Source organism: Photobacterium sp. GB-1 (assembly GCF_003026165.1).
Classification (GTDB): Bacteria; Pseudomonadota; Gammaproteobacteria; order Enterobacterales; family Vibrionaceae; genus Photobacterium.
In genome coordinates, this window is record NZ_PYOB01000002.1 from 167,253 (window position 1) to 190,711 (window position 23,459).

The 23,459-nt window shown below is 40.5% G+C and carries 10 protein-coding genes; 3 read left to right on the forward strand and 7 right to left on the reverse strand.

Annotation, left to right across the window (positions count from 1 at the left end; all coding sequences use genetic code 11):
• Positions 1–66 precede the first annotated feature (66 nt).
• Positions 67–13,182, reverse strand: a complete 13,116-nt coding sequence (locus tag C9J45_RS03405) for a retention module-containing protein (protein ID WP_107292141.1) — start codon at positions 13,180–13,182, stop codon at positions 67–69.
• 278 nt (positions 13,183–13,460) lie between these two features.
• Here C9J45_RS03405 and C9J45_RS03410 point away from each other — a divergent pair, with 278 nt between their 5' ends.
• The gene (locus C9J45_RS03410; RefSeq protein ID WP_107206228.1) at positions 13,461–14,111 is read left to right on the forward strand and encodes a LysE family translocator; all 651 of its coding nucleotides are present in this window, start codon (positions 13,461–13,463) and stop codon (positions 14,109–14,111) included.
• Between the two features lie 276 nt (positions 14,112–14,387).
• A complete protein-coding gene (locus tag C9J45_RS03415) occupies positions 14,388–15,560 on the forward strand; it encodes a Card1-like endonuclease domain-containing protein (RefSeq protein WP_107206227.1) in 1,173 nt (390 codons plus the stop codon).
• A 65-nt stretch (positions 15,561–15,625) separates the two neighbouring features.
• On the opposite strand, the gene C9J45_RS03420 is transcribed toward C9J45_RS03415, so the two are convergent.
• The 4 genes from C9J45_RS03420 to C9J45_RS03435 form a co-directional block, all read right to left on the reverse strand.
• Positions 15,626–16,534: an aldo/keto reductase family oxidoreductase gene (locus C9J45_RS03420; RefSeq protein WP_107206226.1), complete on the reverse strand. Its 909-nt coding sequence runs from the start codon at positions 16,532–16,534 to the stop codon at positions 15,626–15,628.
• Positions 16,535–16,704: 170 nt separating this feature from the next.
• Positions 16,705–17,364 (reverse strand): hypothetical protein, encoded by a 660-nt coding sequence (locus tag C9J45_RS03425; protein WP_107292142.1) that lies wholly within the window; start codon positions 17,362–17,364, stop codon positions 16,705–16,707.
• Between the two features lie 113 nt (positions 17,365–17,477).
• Positions 17,478–17,732 carry a hypothetical protein gene (locus C9J45_RS03430; protein ID WP_107206224.1) on the reverse strand — a complete coding sequence of 85 codons (255 nt, stop codon included), beginning with the start codon at positions 17,730–17,732 and terminating at the stop codon, positions 17,478–17,480.
• A 102-nt stretch (positions 17,733–17,834) separates the two neighbouring features.
• On the reverse strand, positions 17,835–18,698 hold the full coding sequence (locus C9J45_RS03435) for a hypothetical protein (protein WP_107206223.1): 864 nt from the start codon (positions 18,696–18,698) through the stop codon (positions 17,835–17,837).
• 282 nt (positions 18,699–18,980) lie between these two features.
• On the opposite strand from C9J45_RS03435, the gene C9J45_RS03440 reads away from it, so the two are divergent.
• Positions 18,981–19,460: a hypothetical protein gene (locus C9J45_RS03440; RefSeq protein WP_107206222.1), complete on the forward strand. Its 480-nt coding sequence runs from the start codon at positions 18,981–18,983 to the stop codon at positions 19,458–19,460.
• Positions 19,461–19,587: 127 nt separating this feature from the next.
• Here C9J45_RS03440 and udp read toward each other — a convergent pair whose 3' ends face one another.
• Both udp and C9J45_RS03450 read right to left on the reverse strand, forming a co-directional pair.
• Entirely contained in the window at positions 19,588–20,355 is a 768-nt protein-coding gene (gene udp / locus C9J45_RS03445) for a uridine phosphorylase (protein ID WP_005368660.1), read from the reverse strand.
• Between the two features lie 395 nt (positions 20,356–20,750).
• Positions 20,751–23,330 carry a zinc/cadmium/mercury/lead-transporting ATPase gene (locus C9J45_RS03450; RefSeq protein WP_107292143.1) on the reverse strand — a complete coding sequence of 860 codons (2,580 nt, stop codon included), beginning with the start codon at positions 23,328–23,330 and terminating at the stop codon, positions 20,751–20,753.
• Positions 23,331–23,459: the final 129 nt, after the last annotated feature.

Genomic DNA, 23,459 nt, shown 5'->3' on the forward strand with positions numbered 1-23,459 from the left:
TTTCAAAAAGGATCACTCGTTATAGTGGTCTTTTTCTTTTTTAAAATAAGAAAACGGGATTATCTTTTAGCTTGTGGTAAACCCTGATTGGTTAAACAATTCCGTCACCAATTGAGTACTTGATGCTGAGCTCGCTAAACCAAGATCGGCAGCTTGAATATTATCTAAGGTGATGGTTTGCGTATTGCTGTTAGATGCGGTGATCATCAATTCTAGTTTGCCACTTGAAGCATCAGCACTAATACCTGCTAATAAATCGTCGAGTTTTAACCCATCACCAGCACTATCATCCAGTACATCCGTTAAGTCTATTTTATCTTCACCTAATGCAAAGTCGGTGATGACATCGATACTGCCATCAATATTATCCAGCTCCCAGATGAACAAATCATCCCCTGCATTACCAGTTAAAATATCATTACCGCCACCAGCATAAAATATATCATCATCATCACTGCCGATAAGCGTACGGTCTTGATCATCATCAACAATCAATTCACCGCTACCACTAGGTGAAATGCTGGCATCAATCTCAGTTGTTGTATCTTCACCAACATTGATATTAAGTGTAATAGAGGTTGCTGATAAAACACTATTACTGTCGATGGTCGATTCTGCTTCAACAATTAAACTGGTGCTGCCCGTTGATAACCCAGTGAGATACAAATCATCTAATTGGCTAACAGGCACACGATAGGTGCCAGCTGCCATTAGATCGCCAACGATTGTGCCATTACTATCAACAAGATCGCCATCATTTAAGCCACTCACCACAATCGATAGTTCATTAGGTGCGGGGTTAACCACCGACGCCATAATGCCAATTAATGGCAGCATGGTTCCAAGTACGGTATGAATAGAGGCTGTTTGCGGCCTCTCAAGCTCAATAATCGGTACATCCGGTTTGGGCGCAACAGTAATACTGGTTTGGGTACTGTCTGTTTTAGCCCCTCCCGAGCCTGAATTACCGTTATCGTTGGTTAACATACTTAACGTATCATCACCGTAAAAATTAGGATCGCTTTGATAATGGATTCCAGCCGCTAATGCTGCATTAAGGTCATCTAATTTACCCGTTAACATAACATCCGATGTATTGTTGTTATCAACCGTGATCCCTGTGGTACTCAATACATTCAATGCACCATGATCAACCGATAAGTTAACTGTCATATTGCCATTATCTTCCGTTGCATCGACATCTTTTACACTGATCCCCGAAATAATAACGCCTATATCCTCTTCGGCACTAATACCAGCAGGCAACGTATTTACTGGCGCATCATTGACGGCAGCTACATCAAATGACAGGGTTTGAATCACAGCAAGACTATTGGTCGCAAGCACACCATTATCAGATGAGCGCATGTCAAAGTTCATGGTGAAATTACCGTTCGCATCACCGGGGTGAAACACCAAAGTATCTAACGTTGTATCACCTGAAATAATAATCCATGAGCCATCAGGTTGCTTTTCTGCACTGCCGCCGACTGGTGCATCAAAAAGACTGGAATCGGGCACATCAGTGACGACTACATGCAATTTTTCTGGGGCATTTTCTGTTGCATTCGAATGTGACGGTACAATACTATCCGTATTATCTCGTACTGCTAAATCAAGTGTCAGTGTAATAGGCTGATCTTCTTGTCCTGTATAAGAGGTTGTTACATCAGAATCAATTTTGTCGCCTACAGGTAGAATATCAACATTTATGGTTGCGGTATTTTGTGCAATATCATCCAATAAATCCTCTTTGGTAAAGACCAACACTCCCAATGCTAATGTACCACTGTAATTTTCAGCAGGTACAATATTAACCCCAGTAAGACTGCCTGTTTGCATACCGACAGGTAACGTAACACTCCACTCGCCATTCCCTAAATTACCTACAGGCCCTGTTAAGACAAAGCCATCAGGTACGTTGGTGATCTTGGCTGAAATAATTTGCTCTGAGCCATCAGTATCTCCGACATCAAAACTGATGCTACCAAGACTGATACCACCCGCCTGATCTTCATTACCTTTAATGGTGGTATCAACACCTGTAAATTTGACCGGGTCATCGACTGGGATCACATCAAAATCGACTGTTGCAGTAAACGTACCTGTCGCTTGCGCGGTTGCTGGTGTCGTTAAGGTATAGGTCACATCATCTTCAACGGTAGCAACCGCTGATATTGATACATTACCGCTAAAATCTTTTACCGGTTGAAATGGAATATTATCCAATTCCGTTTTATTAACGGTGATCGTTTGTACTGCCGTTCCATCTGCTTGAAGGAAGGAACCTTGGCTGGCATTAACGGTTAACTCAACGTGTTTTAGGCTTTCAAGCCCTGATGTCAATGAGGTACTGATATCTTTTAACGACGCTGATATTCCTAAAATAACCGAGCCATCTTCATAGGCATGATTATTTTTAATGACTTCAGGCTTACCTGTATTGGTAATCGGTTGATCGTCATCACCGAGTTTCTCTGTGCGCAGTACTTCCAGTGATAACGTCGGATCGCCATGAGGTGGGACATCAACTACAGGCTCTATACGAACTGTAACGGGCTTAATCAGATTTTTAGTATTACCACTGGTGGTATCGGTGTTGACAATGTGAAGATCAAATTGAAAATCACCCGCGAAGTCGGTTGCAGGATTTAATGAGATACCACTTACATCAACTTTTCCTGCCCCATCAACAGGTACTATCATGACGTATTCACCATCGATGAAGTCAAAATTAGTCCCTAAGATGGTGACCCCGCTAGGCAGATCCGCCGCTTTAATTACAATCGTCACTGAGTCATGATTTTGTTCGCCATTAACAGAGCCAATAACGATATCATCTTCAATTTGGTCACCAAGATTAATAACATTATCTTCAGTGCCAGTTACCACGTCAGGATTGAAAACAATATCCCCTGCAAGCTCAGTGATCATGCTGGTATTCGGGGTAAAATCTAATGTGATGGGTGTGGTAAATGGCACAAGTGCACTAACATCACCTTCACCGTTATCACCTAAATCTTGTACTTCAGCGCTAATGGTAATATCGATAGTGGAGTTAAAGCCCGTTGGTGCGGTGATTTTCAAGTTATCGAGTTGCGATTCAGGTATTGTCCATGCCCCAGCTCCATCACTGATACCACCTATCACAACAAAATCACCAGGCTCTGCTACTGATTGAGGAAACTTCACCACAATACGCCGTATCACTTCATCACTATGATCAATAGCAACTGGGGTATTCTCTCCTGTAAAGGAGACACGTCCAAGCGATGCTGCATCTGTTGATAGATCAATCACGCCACCAGTGGTACTGGTTAACATGGTTAAGACCGCGTCACTTGAATCTCGAACAGCAAGAATACCATCAGGTTCAACCACGGCTTGAATATCAACAACGAGCTGTCCTGTGATTTCTTTAATCGCAGTATTTTCACCATCACTATCCGTCTGCGCTACCGTTAAATAAGATTGAAAGGTTAAATCACGATCAGAATTTTGAGGCGCGCGAAGTTGTAATGGTTTACCAGCAAGTAACTCATCACGTTGACTATCCGTTAATGTGATCTCTCCAGCGACCAATGTTAAAGGAGTGCCATCAATCAATAAGGTGTAATCGGAAGGAATACCACCAAAACGTATCTGAGTAATCGTTTCGCTACTATCAGTAAATCCTTGTGCTGCAGTTGGTCGCCATTGCACCGTATTATTTTGATCTTCTAATATATTGTTATCACTGACTAAGGTGTAATTATCTGCATCAATAACTGGCTGAATATTGATCAGAATTTTTCGATCAAAACTATGTACATCGCCATCATTTTCAGTGACTAATATTTTAGCTTCTAGTTCAATATCTTGAGTGCTGTTTAATGGTGGTATTATTTCAATATTTTTTAATGACGAAAGTTCAATCTCATAAACAGGCTTACCTTCAGTATCATAACCAGTAAACACTAAACTTTGATCATTACCTTCAGCGTCTTTTAATGTGACCCCTGCGGGAATACCCGATAACACTACACTTAACGTTTCAGAGTTATCATCTAATTGCTTTAAAGGCGTTTCACCACTAATAATACTGATTCCAGAAATGACTGAACTGTCTTCATCTATTAAGGTTTCAATACCTTGTGTCGGATCGTTGTTGATATAAGCCCACTCACCGACATCTAACACACCATTACCATTACTATCAATATCGATATCAAATATCGGTACGTCAGCCACGCCTTTTAAGCTTACTTCAAGCTGTTGCGTTGCCGTGACATATTCATCATTAGCGTTAACCACGACATTACTGCTATTGGTAAAACTCGCGCTATCTTTCACAACACCTTGCACTGTAATTTCAAAATCAACATTGCTTTCAGGTGTTGGTTTTAGCTGAACATTAGCAATATCTGCATAGTTAACCTCATACACACCGGAGCCTGACGGGCTTTCAACTACAACAGCGCCATTGAGTAGTATTTGTGCCCCCACGGGTAAATTAGAAAAACGAACACATTCTATTTCTGAGCCGTCCTTATCTACAGTTTCTGTTAACGTCACGTGATCGCTTAGATTAATTAACACATCTTCATCAGAACTAATTCGGGTAACTTTTAATGTGGTTTCATCAGCAACAGGTTCAACATTAATAATGATCTCACGCTCAACAGAATCAGCGGTTTGCTTGCCCGTCACAAAAACCACGTCTTCTTTACTTTGCGCCACGGCCGTGAGTTTTATGTCACCACTGTAATTCGCTGTCGGTGTGACAGATAAACTCCCCACATCTGCCGCTGATACTTGATATTGATCACCACCAAGATCAACAAGATTATTTCCTTTCAACTCACCATTGATCTTGCCACCAGCATCTGGCTCTAGCGTAATAATATAAGATAATGTTTCAGAGCCATCGATATCATTAAGATCGGCTTTAAGCTGCAAATCAACACCTGTTGAATCTTCATCAATGGTGTAATGTACTTGCGTTTGAGTATCATCCCACGTTGGGATATCAGCAATCCCTTCCACAATAATTTCAAACGACGTGATCGCTTCAGGCAATGGAGCACCACTAGTCACACCAACTTGCGCTTTAACTTCAAACACTAAATTGCCATTTGCCGTAGAGAAATCAGCATCGGGAATAAAAGTGAGTCCCACTAACTCGTGTACTATATTATCTGTCGTGGTGAAATCGCCGACAGGCACAACGTAAGATAACCCATCTCCACTGGTCGCAAGTGCGGTACCGTTTAAATAAAATGAACCGTGTACCTCTGTCGGAATCGTGATCAATACTTGTTGTAAAAACTCACCGCGATCATCATCACCAATATCAATTTTAAGTGATACAGGCGCCCCACTTGGTGGAGCAATGATCGTTTCATCAGGATCTTCGACTCGTCCTACATCTTCATAAGTGACAATCGGATCGGGCTCGATAATGATCTTGGCTTCTTGATCATCAATTTGTAATGTAATCGTCCGTAATTCTGTATCATCATCACCATCTGTGACCCGATAGTTAAACGTATATTCCAGTACCTCATCTGTCTGTGTTATTTCAGTGGCTGCCGAGAAAGAAACCTCACCATTAGGCTTAATCGATAACTCGCCTAATAGCTGGCCAGGAGAAATGGTATCTCCTCCTTGATGAATTGGAATAACCGTAAAACCGTTACCCACTAATGGTTGCTCTACTGCAAGATCAACAACACTCACTACAGTCGCACCATCTGCACCTTCTAATGCTTGTGTCAGTAACGACTCTCCAACGACATTTGCTTGTCCTTCATCAGCTTGAATAATGATATTTCGACCATCGGCAATATCATCAACAATGGTTAGCTTAATGGTTGAAAATGTACTTTCATCACCATCATCATCAATCGCAATCACAGGTAAAAAAACATCTTTACTGTCTTTACCGGGATCGGGGTGATCAATTGCACCAAAGAGGTTTACGGTATATTCACCCGCCGCCGTAAATGCCACAGTAAAAATCGTACGAGAATCAGCAAATGCTGAGTACGTTCCGACAGAATGCTCAAATAAGGTAACCGCCTGTCCTTGGCTTGTTAAGGTTGAATTTAAAGTGGTAAATTGCGTGGTATCTAAACGGTACTGATGAACTAAATCACTGCCTTCATCAATCGTTAATGTTCCCGTCGCGCGGTCCCCATCTTCATCAGGTGTTGAGCCTTGATGATGAGGGCCATCGGCACGAATATCACTTTCTTCAACAGTGATATCTTGTGTATTAATAATTACCGGATCAAACCCATCACTGATATTAAGCATAACGGCCACTGGGGTTTCTAAATAATCACCATCGGTATCTTGGATTTGGACTTGGAGATCAATACTAATGAGAGCACCTGAAACATTGATATAGCCACTACTATTTCCTCCACTATTGTGATCAAGTGGTAAGAATTGCTCATACGTTACCGTCACATCAGCATCTTTAGAATTCAAGACATTAACGGCTGATAAGGTTAGTGTGAAATAAGTCTGGCTGTTATACGAAGCCGTTAAAACATGGGTACTAGGATCAAAATTATAATCGAGTGTCTGCCCCCCCAATGCTGTGATTTCTGCACGTAACTCTGCGAGTAAATCAGTAAGATAATTAGCACTAAAACCAACTTTATCGGGATCTAGACGATCAACACCTGCGGTTAATGTAAAGGTTGTCGAATCAGAAACTGGATAGCCAGTAAGCGAACCTGTCGGTGCACTAATATCACCTTCAATCACATCTAAATCAGTTATGCCGGTAAAATTCCCCGTAGGATCGAGTCCATCAATAATAGTGATATTAATTTCACCATCGGTTGGACTTATATCTAAATCTTGATCGGTTGCAGTGACAGCTAAGGTAATCGCTAATTTATTGGTGGTGTCAGACTGATCCAACGGCTGTGATTGCACGACGTTGTAATCACCACTTTGTAGTAATTCAATAGTTAATACTTCAAGCGTAGGATCATCTTGCCTTACCACAGTAACCGTATTGCCGACTACGCTATATTCCGTTGCGTAACCATTACTGGTTAAGTGGGTTAAATTTGGCTGAAGCGCTGTTAAATCAATGTGGATAATTTCATCACTACCAATGTTGGTTGCTATTTTTCCGCTGTCGCTATCAATTTCAGTAAATTCAATTCCAACATCAATATCAAAACTAGGTAAATCACCGTCTGCAATATTCACGGTAAATATTGCAGGACTTAATAATGGATCATCATCGGCATCATGCATCTGAAGCGGAATCCCTATCGCTAAATTAGCTTGGGTCATCGTCACTACCCCTGCTGTCAGTACTCCGTTAAGGTGATCAATGGGTAATGATTCAACTAATTGCGATTGTAATTCAACATTTCGGCCATTTTGACTAGGTGTAATAGTCAGCTCAAAAATGGTGTCTTGGGCAAGATTATCTTTAGTCAGCGTAATTGAAATTATCTTACTGGTGGGATCTTGGACAATAGTAGCAAGTGTATTATCACCTTGTGATGTGACTTGCTCTAACGCCGTTTTGATTGCCGTGATATTGTCACTACTCAGTAATACACTATCGGCCAGTAATATATCGTTAGTTGCAGGAATGGTTGTGGTATTGCTTGTAGTAACAGGGTTTCCCGATGTTGATGGCCCAATAGTCGGTGGGACTAAGTCACCTTCAACCACGTTAAATTCAGCATTAATTCCATTAGGATCGAGCCCATCTTTGATGATTAATTGCAGATTCGCAACATTACTTTTATCACCATCAAAATCCATCAATTGAACATCAAGATTCACCACATTTTGATTCGGCAATAGCGGCTGATCAATCGGCAAATATTGCTGAATCGTATATTGCCCATCAGGATCTATAGCGATACTTAACACTTGGGTTGATGTTCCTGCTAACTGAACATCAAATTGATTCGGTATGGACGGATCAAATACCACTTCTAATGCTGTGCCATTACTGGTTATCCCTGTAAACGCCTGACTTGGTTCGATAAACTGAACCTGTTTTATTTCATCACTATGACTGCCATAGACTAAACTTCCCGTTACCTCTTGAGGCGCTGTAATAGCACCATCAAACCCTTCAGTCCATGTTATGGATTGCTCATTAATAATAGGGATAACACCATCTTCAAAAACCAGCTTTACCTCAACAGGATCCACTAATTGATCAAAGTCAGTATCATGCATAATGATCGGAATGGTAATGTCAATTTTTCCGTCATCTAATGAAATATATTCTCCACTGACAAAATGAGAAGGATCATGATCTAAAGGTTGAAATTGAGTTAAGGTCATTTCTACTTTGACATCATCATCTTGTTGAATCGGTGTGAGCACTAACTCAAATACCTCAGCGCTATTTGATGCTTCTTTTACTTCTAAAGTCATTAAACCACTCAGTGCATTAGTGATATCAAATCTAACGCCTTTTCCACCTGTCGTAAGCTTGAGCAGCTCTGCCCCTAATTTAAAAAACACGGCATCAGTTAAATTTAAACTACTAGCAACCAAAGCATCATTAACAGCAGTAACAACAAAATTACTTGATGATGAAACAGGATAACCTTGCCCACCCACAGGTGGGTTTAAATCTCCCTCGATAATATCGAGTTCTGCAATGACACCTTGACCAGTAGGGTTCTCACCATCATTAATATCGACAATCAGCTGGCCAATATTACTGTCGTCACCATCTTTATCGACGACAAAAACGTCAAGAGCGAGATTATTAACGTTGGTTGTAAAGTTCTGATCTAAAGGTCTATTTTGCTCGACGGTATAACTTCCATTTATATCCAAGGTTATGGTTAATACATTTTGCTCAGGTGTACTGCCAATAGCCGGAACATAAAGCTGTAAAACATTTCCGTTAAAGCGATAGTCTGTTGCTTCGGCATTACTGGTTAAGCCAGCCAAGCTAGGTTGTTCAATAGCAAAATAAGCATTAGCAATATCATCACTGCCGACATCAACAGGAATGTGCCCCTGCTCTATTTGGGTTGTCATGATCTCGGTATAATCAGTGCCGGTATCTGTGCCTAACACAGGATCAACACCGTCTTTAACGATAATAAGCAACTCACCTTGCGCTTTATCACCATCATAATCTTGCGCGGTAACGGCTAACGTTAAGCGATCTTCGTTTGATACGATGGGTTGATTTAAAGGTAAATGCTGAGTGACGGTATATTTACCATCAAGCTCAATAACAACATTCAGTACCACTGAATCATCGCTAGATAAACGTATATTTAGCTCATTACCGAGCACTTCCACGTAGGTAGGTGCGCTATTACTTAACCAACCGATTAATCCTGTTTGCGTACTATCAAAAGTGAGTGTTTTAATCTCATCACTACCGAGTTCTAAGCCTATTTCACCTTCTGCCACTGTTGCTACCGCGCCTTTTTTAGGATCGGTTATCGTTGTTCCAGTATCGATTTCAAATAGCGGATCGGCACCATCTTCAACGCTGATAGTGACGATGGCGGGTTGAGAAAACGGATCGTCATCCCCGTCATTCATCATCAATGGGATGTCGATAGCAAGCTTATCATTATTGAGTAAGACGTATGTTCCACCACTATCAATTTGATGATCAAGCGGCAGTAATTGCTGCCATGCTATTTTCACATCAACATCACGCCCCATTTGTGCTGGCGTCAGGGTGATGATAAAAACATCTTGCTTAGTAACTGAATCTATTGCGGTGATGGTTTGCGCCGCAGTGATAGGATCTGCGATGTGGCTGATTTCTAGTGCTTGGTCAGATGACGTTAAACTCGATAACTCCGTGATTAATGCCGTTAATACATCGGGTAATATCACCAATGACGTCGCAACTAAACTGTCATTTGCCGCAATGATTGATAAGGTTTTTTCACTTTCAACCGGGTATAACGAAGTTGACGGTTCACGGATAGGTAAAGCGAGATCTCCTTCAACCGTTTCAAGAGTAATATTCGTACCAGTCGGATTTTGACCATCGGTAATCACTAAAGTTAACGTTGCATCATTGCTGCTGTCGTTATCAAAATCCACCACATGAAATGGCAGACTAATCGTATTGGTATTAGGTGTGACAGGTTGATCAATCGGTAAATATTGCGTGATGTTATAGTACCCGTCAGTGGCTATAGACAGCGATAAAACTGGGGTTGTCGTGCCAGTTAAAAACACCATTATTTGATTGGATTTGCCATCATCAAATTTCGCATCAAGCGCGATACTATCACTGGTTAAGCCAGCAAAAGCTGTTGTAATATCACCAATGACAACCTGTTTGATCACATCACTATTTACATCAAACTCTAATTGCCCCGAAATAGATTGTGGCTCTGCCACGGTACCTGAGAAAGCTTCCGTCCATGTTTTGATTTGGCTTTCGATAACGGGGGCTTTACCGTCTTCTAATATCACTAACGCATTCACAGGTTCGACTAAAGGATCAAAATCGCTATCATGCATTTCTAGTGGTAAGCGAATATTTATCCCGTTACTTGTAAGAGAGACATACTCTCCCCCTGAATACACCGTTGGATCATGATCTAACGGCTTTAACTGCTCGACATTCATAGTGACACTAACGTTATGGCTGTCTTGAGTTGGTGAAAAAGTAACAATTAACACATCCGCATTAGTACTGTCTTTCCCTATAAGGGTAACAAGGCCAACGCTACTGGTTGTAAGAGTAAAACGTAGGGCTAATCCAGTCGCCGTGAGCTGCTCTAACTCACTGATTAATTCTGTTTGTACACTTGATGATATATTCAAACTTGACGCAACCAAATCATCATTCACCGCAGGGATAGTAAACGAGCTTGAAGCATCAACAGGGTAGGCATCAGCGATATTTTTAGGAGACAGATCCCCTTCAGTTAAACTTACTTGTGCTGTAATGCCCGCGCCTGTTGGGTTTTCACCATCAGTGATATTAATAATGAGTTGTCCTACGTTACTGTTATCACCATCAGCATCCGTGACCATAACAGCAAGAGCGAGATTATTTACATTAGTCGTAAAATTCTGATCTAGTGGTTGGCTTTGTTCTATTGTGTAACGACCATCAATTTCAAATACCACAGTTAATACGGGTTGTTTTGGTGATGATCCTTGCGCAGGAACAAACAACTCCAACTTGTTACCAACAGTACTATAATTCGTTGCTTGTCCATTGCTGGTTAGACCGTTCAGTGTGGTTTGTTCGAGGTTGAAAGTTGCACTAGCAATATCATCACTACCCACATCGACCGTAATTTGTCCGGTAAAGGTTTGTGGTGACATGGTTTCAATAAAACTAGTAGCAATATCCTTACCTAAAATGGGATCTGGGCCATCAACAATGGTAATATTTAATTCACCGACATTACTTTTATCGCCATCGGTATCAATCGCAATAACGCCTAAAGTCAGTTTATCTATATTCGTTTTAACAGGTTGGTTTAGTGCCTGATACTGGGTAACGCTATACTCGCCAGACGTATTAATCTCAATCGTTAATACTTCAGTCTGTGGTGCATCTGCCAACTGCAAGATGATTTTATTACCTTCAATGCGATAGACAGTCGGTTTACTATTACTCAATAACCCATCAAGGGTAGGCTGTTGAGGTTCAAAAAACATCGCCTTGATTTGATCACTTCCCACGTTGATAGGAATGCTGCCTAAAACGGTTTGGGGCGTAGCAATATCTTTGTCTTGTTCAATGATCGTAGTACCGCTATCAATGCCTAAAACAGGATCAACACCATCATTAATCTTAATGACTAATTCACCCTCATTACTGATATCACCATCTCGATCCGTCGTCGTTAATAATAAGGATAATTGTGTTTGATCTAGCGCGTTATCTTGATTGAGTGCTTGATATTGAGTCACACGATATTGACCATTAGTACTGACTTCTATTGCTAAAACCGGTGACTGATCATCAACTCTGATTACTGTGATTTTATTCCCTAGTACTGCAAAGCTTGTTGCTACGTCATTACTTAATAGTCCAATCAATGACGGTTGCTGCTCGGCGAATGTCATTACACCAATTTCATCACTTCCGATAAAAACAGGAATATCACCAGTAACACTTTGTGGCGTAGTAATATCACTATCTTGTTCTGTAAATTCAGTGCCGTTATCAATGCCTAAACCAGGAATTTTTCCATCTTCTATCACGGCTAAAAAATTAATTGGGGTTTGGGTTAGATTACCGTTGGTATCTGCAATTTGAACAGGAAGCGATAGGCGGATTTGTTCTCCGTTAATCACAATCGGTGCACGGTTAGATTCCCCTGCAAAATGATCTAAAGGAAGAAACTGTGTCACTGTCATTATCACATTAGCATCTCGACCATTGAATAATTCAGCACTTAATCCAATGGTTAAAACAATGCTTTCATCGCTACGGCTAATGCCTTTATCACTTCGACCAATGATTTGATTCGTTTCAATATCGTAACTAAAAATAATGGGGCGATCGTTAGATGATAATTCACGATTCATCGTGGCGAGTAAACTATCAATTTGTAAACTATCGAAGGCTACCGTGTTGCTATCAAGTGGCAGTGTGGCAGCTTCAACTGAAACGCTACCACTAGCAGAAACGGGATAAGTAATAGGAACCAGATCGCCTTCAACAAAGTAAACATCATTATAAAATTCACCACCGTCTGGCGATAAAATAGGAAGCGAGATATCGTCTTGTCGTCTAATTTCTGGATTATATGCAGTGTTAAAACCCGCGGTTGCAAGTAATTGGTCATTGTCATAAAGAATAACTAAGCCATCAGTAATTGATGAACTAATATCCTTAATACCAGCCGTTGTAATACCAGCCGCTGTTGCTTTTTGAATTTTAGTCGGATCTTCACCTGATAATATTGCTGCTTGTAAAGCTGCAATACTGGGCTCTAAATCCAATTCAGGTAAGGGCAAATGAACCAATTTATTATTAGAAAGGCATGCCTTACAATGTTGATTAAGCCATATATTCGTACCATCGACATGCACTAACACTTCACTACGATCAGTAAAAAGTAACGTTGTTCCTATCGCAAGATCATCACCTACCTTAACAGGAAAATATTCCCCTACCGGCATAAGAACAAACACCTGCCCTTTTACTTGTTCAACGACAATGGCTTGATCCACATAAATCTTAAACACAGCCTCTTCCCCTCAGCAAAAAGGATGCCTTAAGTATTAATCAACGGTATAAATTTCGGCACGTCTGGGCGTCTTAAATATAAGAATGTTGTGTATTTTTCACCTTGCCCCAAGAAACAAAGCATTAAAACAAACTACAAAGCACAAAGTACAGAACATAACAATTACAAAGCAATAACATTACAGAGATATAAACCAATAAAGATACAAAATGAATGATTTAATATTACTCAGTAGGTAAAATACACATCCTCTCTGCTCTATTTAGTTAAAGAACCATGATTGATTTAAATGTATTACCTCTCTACCTCACTGCTGTTATCGCTTTATTATTAATTCCAGGGCCAGATATGTTACTGATTGCCAGTTCAAGCCTCAGTTACGGTCGCAAGGTGGGTATTTTTGCAAGTTTAGGTAATGCTACATCGGGTATTTTATTAACTATTTTGGCAGCTTTAGGTGTCTCAGCCTTAATTGCCGTTAACCCTATAGCATTGCAAATTCTTCGCTTACTTGGTGGCGCTTATCTATTAAAGATGGGATGGGACTGCATGCGAACACAACCTGCCGATGCGCCGGAAGAGCTCACTAAAAGTAATAAAATGGCAGCGACGCTATACCGTCGTGCCGTGTTCACTAATTTACTTAACCCAAAAGCACTTATTTTCTTTGTTCTATTCTTGCCTCAATTTGTTTCGACTCACGTTGCTGCAACATCTGGCCAACAAATGTTAGTGCTTGGTTTGTTACTAAATGTATTAGGTTTACTGTTTAATTTATTCTTGGTCACCACTGTTGGCACGTTTGGTAAATCACTATTGAAAAGTGAAAAATTCCGTGCAAATCAGCATAAATTTATGGGTTTGATCTTCTTTGTTTTAGCCATTTGGCTATTAGCATCCCAACTTCCAACACCTGTAACACACTAATTCCCCCCCTGTTTAGTAGCGTTACCTATTTTGGTGACGCTATCATCATTTTAAAAGTATTTGTCTGTTAACTATCAATAATGAAAATACACCTCTCATTTATGTCTATCTAATAGTGAAATATAAAATCCCTCACCATTTTCACCTTGAATTTCACCCTAAATATCCTCATATATCTTAATAATAAGTGTTGCGTACACTCTTTGATTCACTTCTTATTAATTAATGCGCAGACATAATATGCCCCATAACAAATTTGGCGCATTAAGGATTATTATGATTATTCATGTTGGTATTATCGATCAGGACCCTGTCCGTTTGATCACCCCTTTGCTAGATGAAGCCGTTCCGGCTACAAAAATGATATTTATTGGTACTGAGCTTCAGCGAGAACAGTATGACCGCCTAGCGTCTATTTTGACGCCACGTAACATAGATGTTGATTTTTTTGTGATCCCTGACAGCATTAATATCACGCTGATTAGAAGCGAGATTCATCAACTCGCAGAAGATATTAAAGCAACAGGCTGCGAAGTTTGGTTTAACGCAAGCTGTGGTTTACGTCACCGTCTTCTTTCTGCTTACGAAGTTTTCCGCTCTTATCACTGGCCAATTTATGTTATCGAACCTTACAGTGATGAAATGTGCTGGTTGTTCCCAGCTGACCGTGAGCAACAACAGGTTCAAGACCGGATCCAAATTACCGACTATTTAACTATTTTCGGTGCCCGTTGCGAGCTTTCTGATAATCCTATGCCTGAATCACTTAACGATCAGCTTTGGGAGTTAGGTCAACGCTGGGCAAGTTCTGCACTTGAATTAGGTCCAGGCCTCGCAACCTTGAATTACCTCGCGACCACATGCCGTAAAGAACAAGTTCTTCATGTTGAGCTGAGTGATAAACAGCAAGGCTACAAAGAGCTCGGCACATTGCTATCAGACTTAGAAGAAACAGGTTTAGCAACGTACCATGACGGTGTTTTAACCTTTAAACACGAAGAAGCTCGCCGTTTTGCAAATGGGGAATGGTTAGAAAACCTTGTTCATAGCACCGTTCGCGCTATTCAAAATGAACTGCCTACAATTCAAGATCACTCATTAGGTGTGCAGGTTTACCGTAAAATTGGTGAGCGTGAGGTACGTAATGAATTGGATGTTGCAACTATCGTTAATAATAAGCTGCATATCATTGAATGTAAGACGAAAGGTATGCGTGATGATGGTGACGATACACTCTACAAACTAGAATCACTACGTGACTTATTAGGTGGCTTACAAGCACGTGCGATGCTTGTCAGTTTCCGTCCCCTGCGTCATCACGATTTAGTTCGAGCACAAGATTTAGGCCTCGCGATTATTGGCCCTGATCAGTTAGGTGACTTACGCATCCATCTGTACGAGTGGCTAAAAGGTGCGGGTGGTGAAGATCACTCTCATAACCCAGCCTAAAGCATAACGTTACTATTTAAAAAGACCTCAATTGAGGTCTTTTTTATTCTCTGTTTATAACACGGTTACGCCACACCATGCCCTTTAGACGCTTCTAACAAGCGATACCATTGTTCATGAGTTAATTGTAACTGCTCGGCAGCAACTGCCGTTTTCACTCGCTCAATTTTACCCGTGCCCAATAGCAAAGCAGGACGTGTAGGCAGACGCATTAACCAAGCATAAATCACCTGATCAATAGAATCAGCATTGAGCTCTTGCTTTAATACATTTAATGTTTCACGTACTCGATGAGCCTGTTCTGAAGTCCTGTTATAAATATCGCCCCCAGCTAAGCAAGACCACGCCATTGGTCGTACTCTATGCTGCTGTAGCTGCGCTAATGTACCGTCTTCAATCGCATCAGTATGTAATGGATTAATTTCAATTTGATTAGTGATCAGTGGAAACTCTACCCGAGATTGCAACAATGAAAATTCATCTTTTGAGAAATTCGACACCCCAAAATGTTTTACTTTTCCCGTCTGATGCAGTTGCTCAAAAGCGCTATTGATCTCATCAGCATCCATTAATAGATCAGGACGGTGAATCAGCAATATATCCAGTTGCTCGATACCTAAACGCTGTAAAGACCCCTCGACTGAAGCAAGAATGTGGCTTGCTCGGCTATCGTAATACGCCACTTGCGACGTACCGTTGACCTCTTTACCGCCAACGATGCCGCATTTAGAAATAATCGTTAATTCATCACGAATACTTGGCTGTAATTGTAATGCTTCACCAAATAAAGATTCACACGCTGAGGCACCATAAACAGGCGCATGATCAACAGACGTTACACCAAGTGCTACATGTTGCTTGATAAATGATAATCGCTGCTGCGCCGTCATTCCCCACTCAGCCATTCGCCAGTAACCTTGAATAAAGTTAGAGAACAAAGCGTCATTAAGTGGTTGTTGGTTCTTCTCAGTCATCTTTACATCCATCTTGTATTTATCGTCAGCACAATTTGCGCTCACCGAACGTAACACAGGGATACAATGACTAAAGTGACAGGTTTCAAAGAATGAGAATAGTTCGACATGCTGTTAATAGAGAAAAAGCACTGATAACAGTGCTTTTTCATAACTATCTAACTCGCAAATTAATCCGTTAATTTACTTTTCACTTCAGGATCACTGAAGATTTCAACTAATTGCTCTCGGTAGGCTCGAAGTACATTATTCTGTGGTGACTCATCACTTTTTTCTTCAATTACATCACGCCCTGCAATTTGTTTTTCTAAGATCTGCCCATCATTTACTTCATAAATTTTAACTAACGTATCAGTATCAAAATTAAAAGCAGACACCCAGTTTAAATTAATACTGAAAAACCATTCATTAATGTTTAATTGCATTAGTTTATCTGCTTGATTATCAGCTAATAACACCATGATATCACTATCACTTGCACCCGAAGGAACCTTAACAGCTTCAACATTCCAACCCTGTTTTTGTAAGCCATGTAAAATTCGATGATCAAGAAAATCTGCTAATGTTTTTTCTTTATCGCCTTCTTCAGTCGCTAAAACTTGAGATACATGCCAATCCACGGGAATCCCAAAAGTCGCATGAGCTACACCAACAAAATCTTCTGGCTTGCCTTCTTTTACTCGCTCACGTTGGTCATTGACAGAAATTAATACTTTCTTCGTAACGTTATAGTTAGTATCTGGCGCTTGTTCATGTAAGGGAATAGGACTTACACAGCCAGTAATAAAGAACGTTACCAATAATAACAAAAAGTGCTTCATTTTAATCATGTCAACTTCCATCCTTAGATTTACAAGCAAAATAGAGCAAGCAAGTTAACATAGAGAAAAAAATATTTAAGTGATAATTATCATAACAGTAACAACTTTACTACGTCGTATTTTCAACTCAATTGATGATACCAACGGTAAGTACGTCGCAGTGTAAACATGGTTAACGCTAAATAATATGCCGCTAACACAATGGCAGGTAATGCATCACGATCGGACACACTGATGATGGAATACCCACAGTACACCACAATAATGGCAGGAATAATCAAGGCAGGTTTTACTGAAGAATAAAGATTAGTAGCCAGTAACACCACATGCGCTACCACCAAAATCAGTGGTAACGTAATCATTAAAAACCACAACATAATCAATCCCTTTCTTTAATCCGTAATCATTACATCATAGCTCTGAACAAGATTTGCGCCAATACATTGTGGTTGGGGAATGTGTAAGTAAAAGCAATGAAGCTACACCACTGCCCCCCATAAATTATCTAATTTCGCTAATGGTTGATGACTCTGTGCCGATAATTCCACATAACTGTGTACCAGCTTAATTTTGTGCTCATTAAAGTCATGTCCCCAAATATTTGGATCTGATAAGTCAAAATGTTGGGGTATTACCTTTTTTAGTCCTGACTCGGGTTTGCGATCATTAAGCTCTAACTGAATAAGCGATTGTTGTGCCGCTTGTTGCGCTAATTTTTTATGGCCCAGTTTATCGAGTAAAGATATTGCATGGGCATGAGTAATACCATGAAGTTTATCGCCAGCGAAAAAATGCTCATCATTATTATGGTAAATATCTTGTGTACTTCGCTCAACGGCAATAACACAATGTTGCTGAATATCTATCTCACCTTTATTTAATAAACTGGATGGCTGATATTGACGATAATCAGCTAAACCGTAATAACGTCCCCAATTATCATCCATACAATTAACAATTAGCTTAGCGATATTCGAAACCATACGCTGAGTAACAACAACGTTATTATTAGCGACAGCATTTAAAAATAATGCACCATATATGATCCCATGACCTGAATGACATAATTGCTGCGCGTTAAGTGCTATAGCATTTACAACTTCACTATAATCGGTTGTTTCAGGGCTATTGGATAATGGATTCATTAAATGCTGATTATCATCGGTAAACTGCACTAACATTGCTTGTAAACTCTTTTTAGATACATTGTTGAGTGCTCCGCCATTAAGTAATGCATCACCTGCCAATAATGCCGCCCCCGTATGCCCTTGAAACCATGCGGTACTGTCAACTTCCACCACATTGGCTAACGCTAACATCCCTTTATCAATAAACTGTTCCATTGTTTTCTCCTTGCTTTAATTTCTGTAATTTCGTCACCAACGAGATTGATATAATGCAAGGATAAAACCTCAAGTTATATTGAGGTCAAACGAATATTTAATACTACCGAATCAATCCAGATAACACGATAAAAGCGAACGATTACAAGGTTACCTGAAATAACAAGTAGTTAAACAATCTAAATACTGTTCTGAAATTCATCGCATTAACATTATCTTACAGAAACCTACAACATCCCTTTAGAGAATAATGTATTGTCCACGAAACAATTTGGAGGATAAATGAAATTAAAATTTGCACCTGTATTATTTGGCTTATTTGCCAGTCTGTCTGCCCAGGCCTCAGAGCCACAAGCCTTTATTGGTGTCGGTATCAATGACGGTGTCAGTAGTATCAATAATCGTTGGGAATTTAATCCAAGTGTAAGGATCGGTGCTAACTTTAACGATTATCATAGACTATACAGCTACCTGGAATTTCAAAAGGATGCATACAATTTTGTCGCTTCTTATGATTACTTTATACCGCTAACTAATAGTAAGAATTGGCGTTTCTTTATTGGAGCCAGCTCAGGAATACAAATTGCAGAATCGAGCAAAGATGATCTTATTTTAGGCGCGCAAACAGGGATTAATTATCGAATCAATAAGAACTTTAATACTGAATTGGGGTACAGAGTTCATGATACAAGAAGTGTTTGGAAAGAGCGTAATATGTCGCAACTTGATACTGTTTATATTTCTCTAGACTTTGCCGTTTAATCTAAAAATAATTTACTGGTCATGTCATAACCCTTTTTATTTAAACCTTTTTATTCATGACCTTTTAGACAAATAAAAAGCCGCTCCTAAGAGCGGCTTTCTAATATAAACATTTAAGACTTAAATCTTATTCAGCCAGCATTTTACGTGCCGCTTCTACCACGATCTTAATTGATTTCGCTTCAGTTTCTTTTAGCGTTGCGTGATCAGGGATCTCTTTTTGTGTACGGTTAATAATAACACCTGCGACACAACCTGCACGTAAACCAGAGCTTGCACACATGGTTAATAACGTTGCTGACTCCATTTCAAAGTTAAGCACGCCCATTTCTTGCCACTCTTTCATTGAGCCTTGGAAACGACGAACTACGCGACCTGAGAATGTGTCGTAACGCTCTTGACCTGGGTAGAACGTATCACTTGATGCTGTTACACCCGTGTGTACTACAGCATGCTCATCATCACATGCTTGCTTCATTGCAGTTGCAACACCAAAATCAGCAACAGCTGGGAATTCCATTGGTGCGAAATGCAGACTTGCACCATCTAAACGTACTGAGCCTGTCGTTACAATCATATCGCCAGGGTTAATGTTAGGCTGAATTGCACCTGTAGTACCTACACGTAGGAAAGTTGTTACACCTAACTGTGCTAATTCTTCAACAGCAATAGAGGTTGATGGACCACCGATACCCGTTGAACACACAACCACTGATTTACCGTCTAATTTAGCGCGAAATACAGTGTACTCACGAGAGCTTGCTAAAAACTCAGGGTTATCCATTAAGTTTGCAATTTTCTCAACACGTGCTGGATCACCGGGAATAATCGCTAATTCTGCACCATTAAGATCAGCTTTATTAACACCTAAGTGGAAGACTTTATTATCAGACATAATGTTACCCTTTAATTTAAACAGCTCTGTTGTAGGTTCAGAGTGATTCTTATGAGTTATTACTATTTTAATCAATTTTTTGATAGAAAGAGTCAAACATACTGCAACATGCTCTATCAAAAACATGTGGTAACAATAACCAATGATTCAATTACTTTTAGTGAGCATGGTCACACCAATAAAAAGCAATTGAAAAATATGTTACATAAAAGTCTGATATTAATCACGCGAAAACGATATCTTATTGCCGGAATCACAAAAATTCGTTTTCTCGCGCATGTACTCTTTACTCTGTTTACCTGCCTTATAGCGAAAAAAAACGGCATGATAAACAATACATCATTGTTCGTATCATGCCGTTTAGACTAATCACTAATGCTCAGAGCGATTAGTTTTTACTTTTCGCTTTGCGGTTTAAAGCGTAATAAACGTAATGCATTCAGTGTTACTAACGCTGTTGCGCCACTGTCTGCAAGTACTGCAACCCAAAGCCCTGTAAAACCAAATAAGGTTGTAACAAGGAACACCGCTTTTAAACCTAATGCTAAGCTGATGTTTTGACGAATATTACTCAATGTCGCACGAGACAATTCAATCATCACTGGCAATTCTGAAACTCGGTTATGGGTAATTGCTGCATCGGCAGTTTCTAATGCTACATCTGTACCACCGCCCATCGCCACACCAATTGTTGCTGTTTTCATTGCTGGTGCATCGTTAATACCATCACCCACCATGGCAACAGAATGTAGCTCACTTAACTTGCGTACTTCTGTCACTTTATCTTCAGGTAATAGCCCTGCACGAAAATCAATATTAATTTCTTTAGCAATCGCAGCTGCTGCTCGTGGGTTATCACCCGTCAGCATCACTGAGTTCACGCCAATGCTTTTCAGCTTAGTGATCGCTTCTAAAGCATCACTGCGTAAATTATCACGCCATGCAACTAAACCCACCGCTTGCTGATTACGAACGGCAACCACCAGCGTTTTCCCTTCGCTTTCTAGATCTAACGCTTGCTGTTGCTGGTTATCCGTTAGCACAATGTGCTCTGGTAGGCGATCGGCAGCACATAACATAAAGTTATCGCCTTCGGTAACACCTTGAATACCGCGGCCTGCTAGTGCTTCACGATTTTCTGCTTCAACAACAGATAATGATTTTTCTCGAGCAAGGTTAACCACAGCCGTTGCTAGTGGGTGTAACGAACCGGATTCAACAGCGGCTGCTTGACGTAATAATTGTTCGGGATTGTTATCCCAGCTAATTAAATCCGTCACGACAGGTTTACCTTCCGTTAGCGTACCTGTTTTATCAAACGCGACAGTTTCAACATGACCAAGCTGTTCTAATGCTGCACCACCTTTGATTAATGCACCGCGACGCGCTGCTGCCGCTAAACCTGAAGTGATCGCTGCTGGCGTTGAAATAACAAGTGCACAAGGACAGGCAATAAGTAATAGCGCTAGACCTTTATAAATCCACTCATCCCATGATTGACCAAATACAAGCGGCGGAATAATGATAACAAGTGTTGCTAATAGCATCATTGCTGGAGTGTACCAGCGGCTGAATTTATCAATAAAACGTTCGAGCGGTGCTTTACGTGATTCTGCATCTTCAATGAGATGAAGAATACGGTCGATCGCATTTTCACCTTGCGCAGAGACAATCGTTAATCGAACAACTTTGTCTGATGCCATGCTACCAGCCATGACTTTCTGGCCCGGTGTTCTTTCAACAGGCACAGATTCCCCTGTTAGTGCGCTTTCATCAAAACTCGCAACCACATCTAAAACTTGACCGTCAGCAGGTAAACGCTCGCCGGGTACGACTTCAATCACATCACCGGGTTTTAACTCGCTTGCTGGAACTTTTTTCTTCTCGCCGTTTGGCAGCACAACATTGGCATCTTCAGGTACCAAGTCCATTAATGCTTTTACACCACTTCGTGCACGTGATGCGGCATACCCTTCTAATTGCTCACCAATTAAAAACAGTAAAATCACCATTGCCGCTTCTGCGGTTTCCCCTAAGTACAATGCACCAATAGCCGCAATACTCATTAGGGTTTCAATCGAGAATGGTGAACCTGATTTACCTAAGCTAATGGCTTTTTTCACAATCGGTACTAAGCCAACAATTGTGGTTAAAGTAAATGCCGCTAAACCCCATGAATGTGACACTTTATCAATTAAGAAAGAGGCAATCATCATTGCCGCAATCACAAGGACTTCTAAGTGTTCTTGAATAAATGATTTTTTTGGTAACGCTTCAGCCGCAGCAGCATTAGAAACTAAGGTAAAACCCGTTGCCTGTGCTTTATCTTCAATCTGTTTTTTTAATTTATTGTTATCAGCTTGCTGATTGGCTTGCATGTTGACGATGAGCTTTTCCGTCGCAAACATCACTTTTGCCGTTTCAACTTCAGCAAGACTTGAAATTGATTTTTCCAATTTAGCCGCGCAGCTTGGACAATCCATGCCAATCACTTTCCAGCTAAATGTTTGACCATGAGCCGATTGTGCTAAAGACGCTTCAATCGCTTGATCTTGTTCTTTTGATGAGGTTGACGTTGAACAACAACTTTTTACTGAAGATGAATGACTTGAGTCGTCATGTCCTGAATGCTGGTGCTCTGACTCTACGTGCGCGTGTTGAGAAGCGATTTCAGTGTCTGATGGACCAATAGAAGATACTGTAAAGGTTGATGGTTTTTTATTTGGATGGATGGCATCTATTGCTGATAGTTTTGCAGCGTTAAGTGCTGTGTCACTTTTAGATGAGCAGCAGGAAGCAGGGCCGTCGGTATCAGATTCACCACACCCTTCGGTGTGTTTTTGCACACTCTCAGAAGGGGTTGATGAACAGCATGTCGCTGACTCACAAGATTCAACTGTCACTGTGGCTTTGGTTACTGCCGTTGGTTTTGCAGCATGAACATGCATTTTTTTATTATTACATTGAGCACACATAATCATTCTCCTTGAGTGCTTTGATTATCTGTAACTAATATAAACCTTGGAGTAATGTCTAAGGTCAATAAAAAAAGCCAAACTTTTATCGTTTGGCTTTGGCAATCAATTTCTACTACGCATAGCATA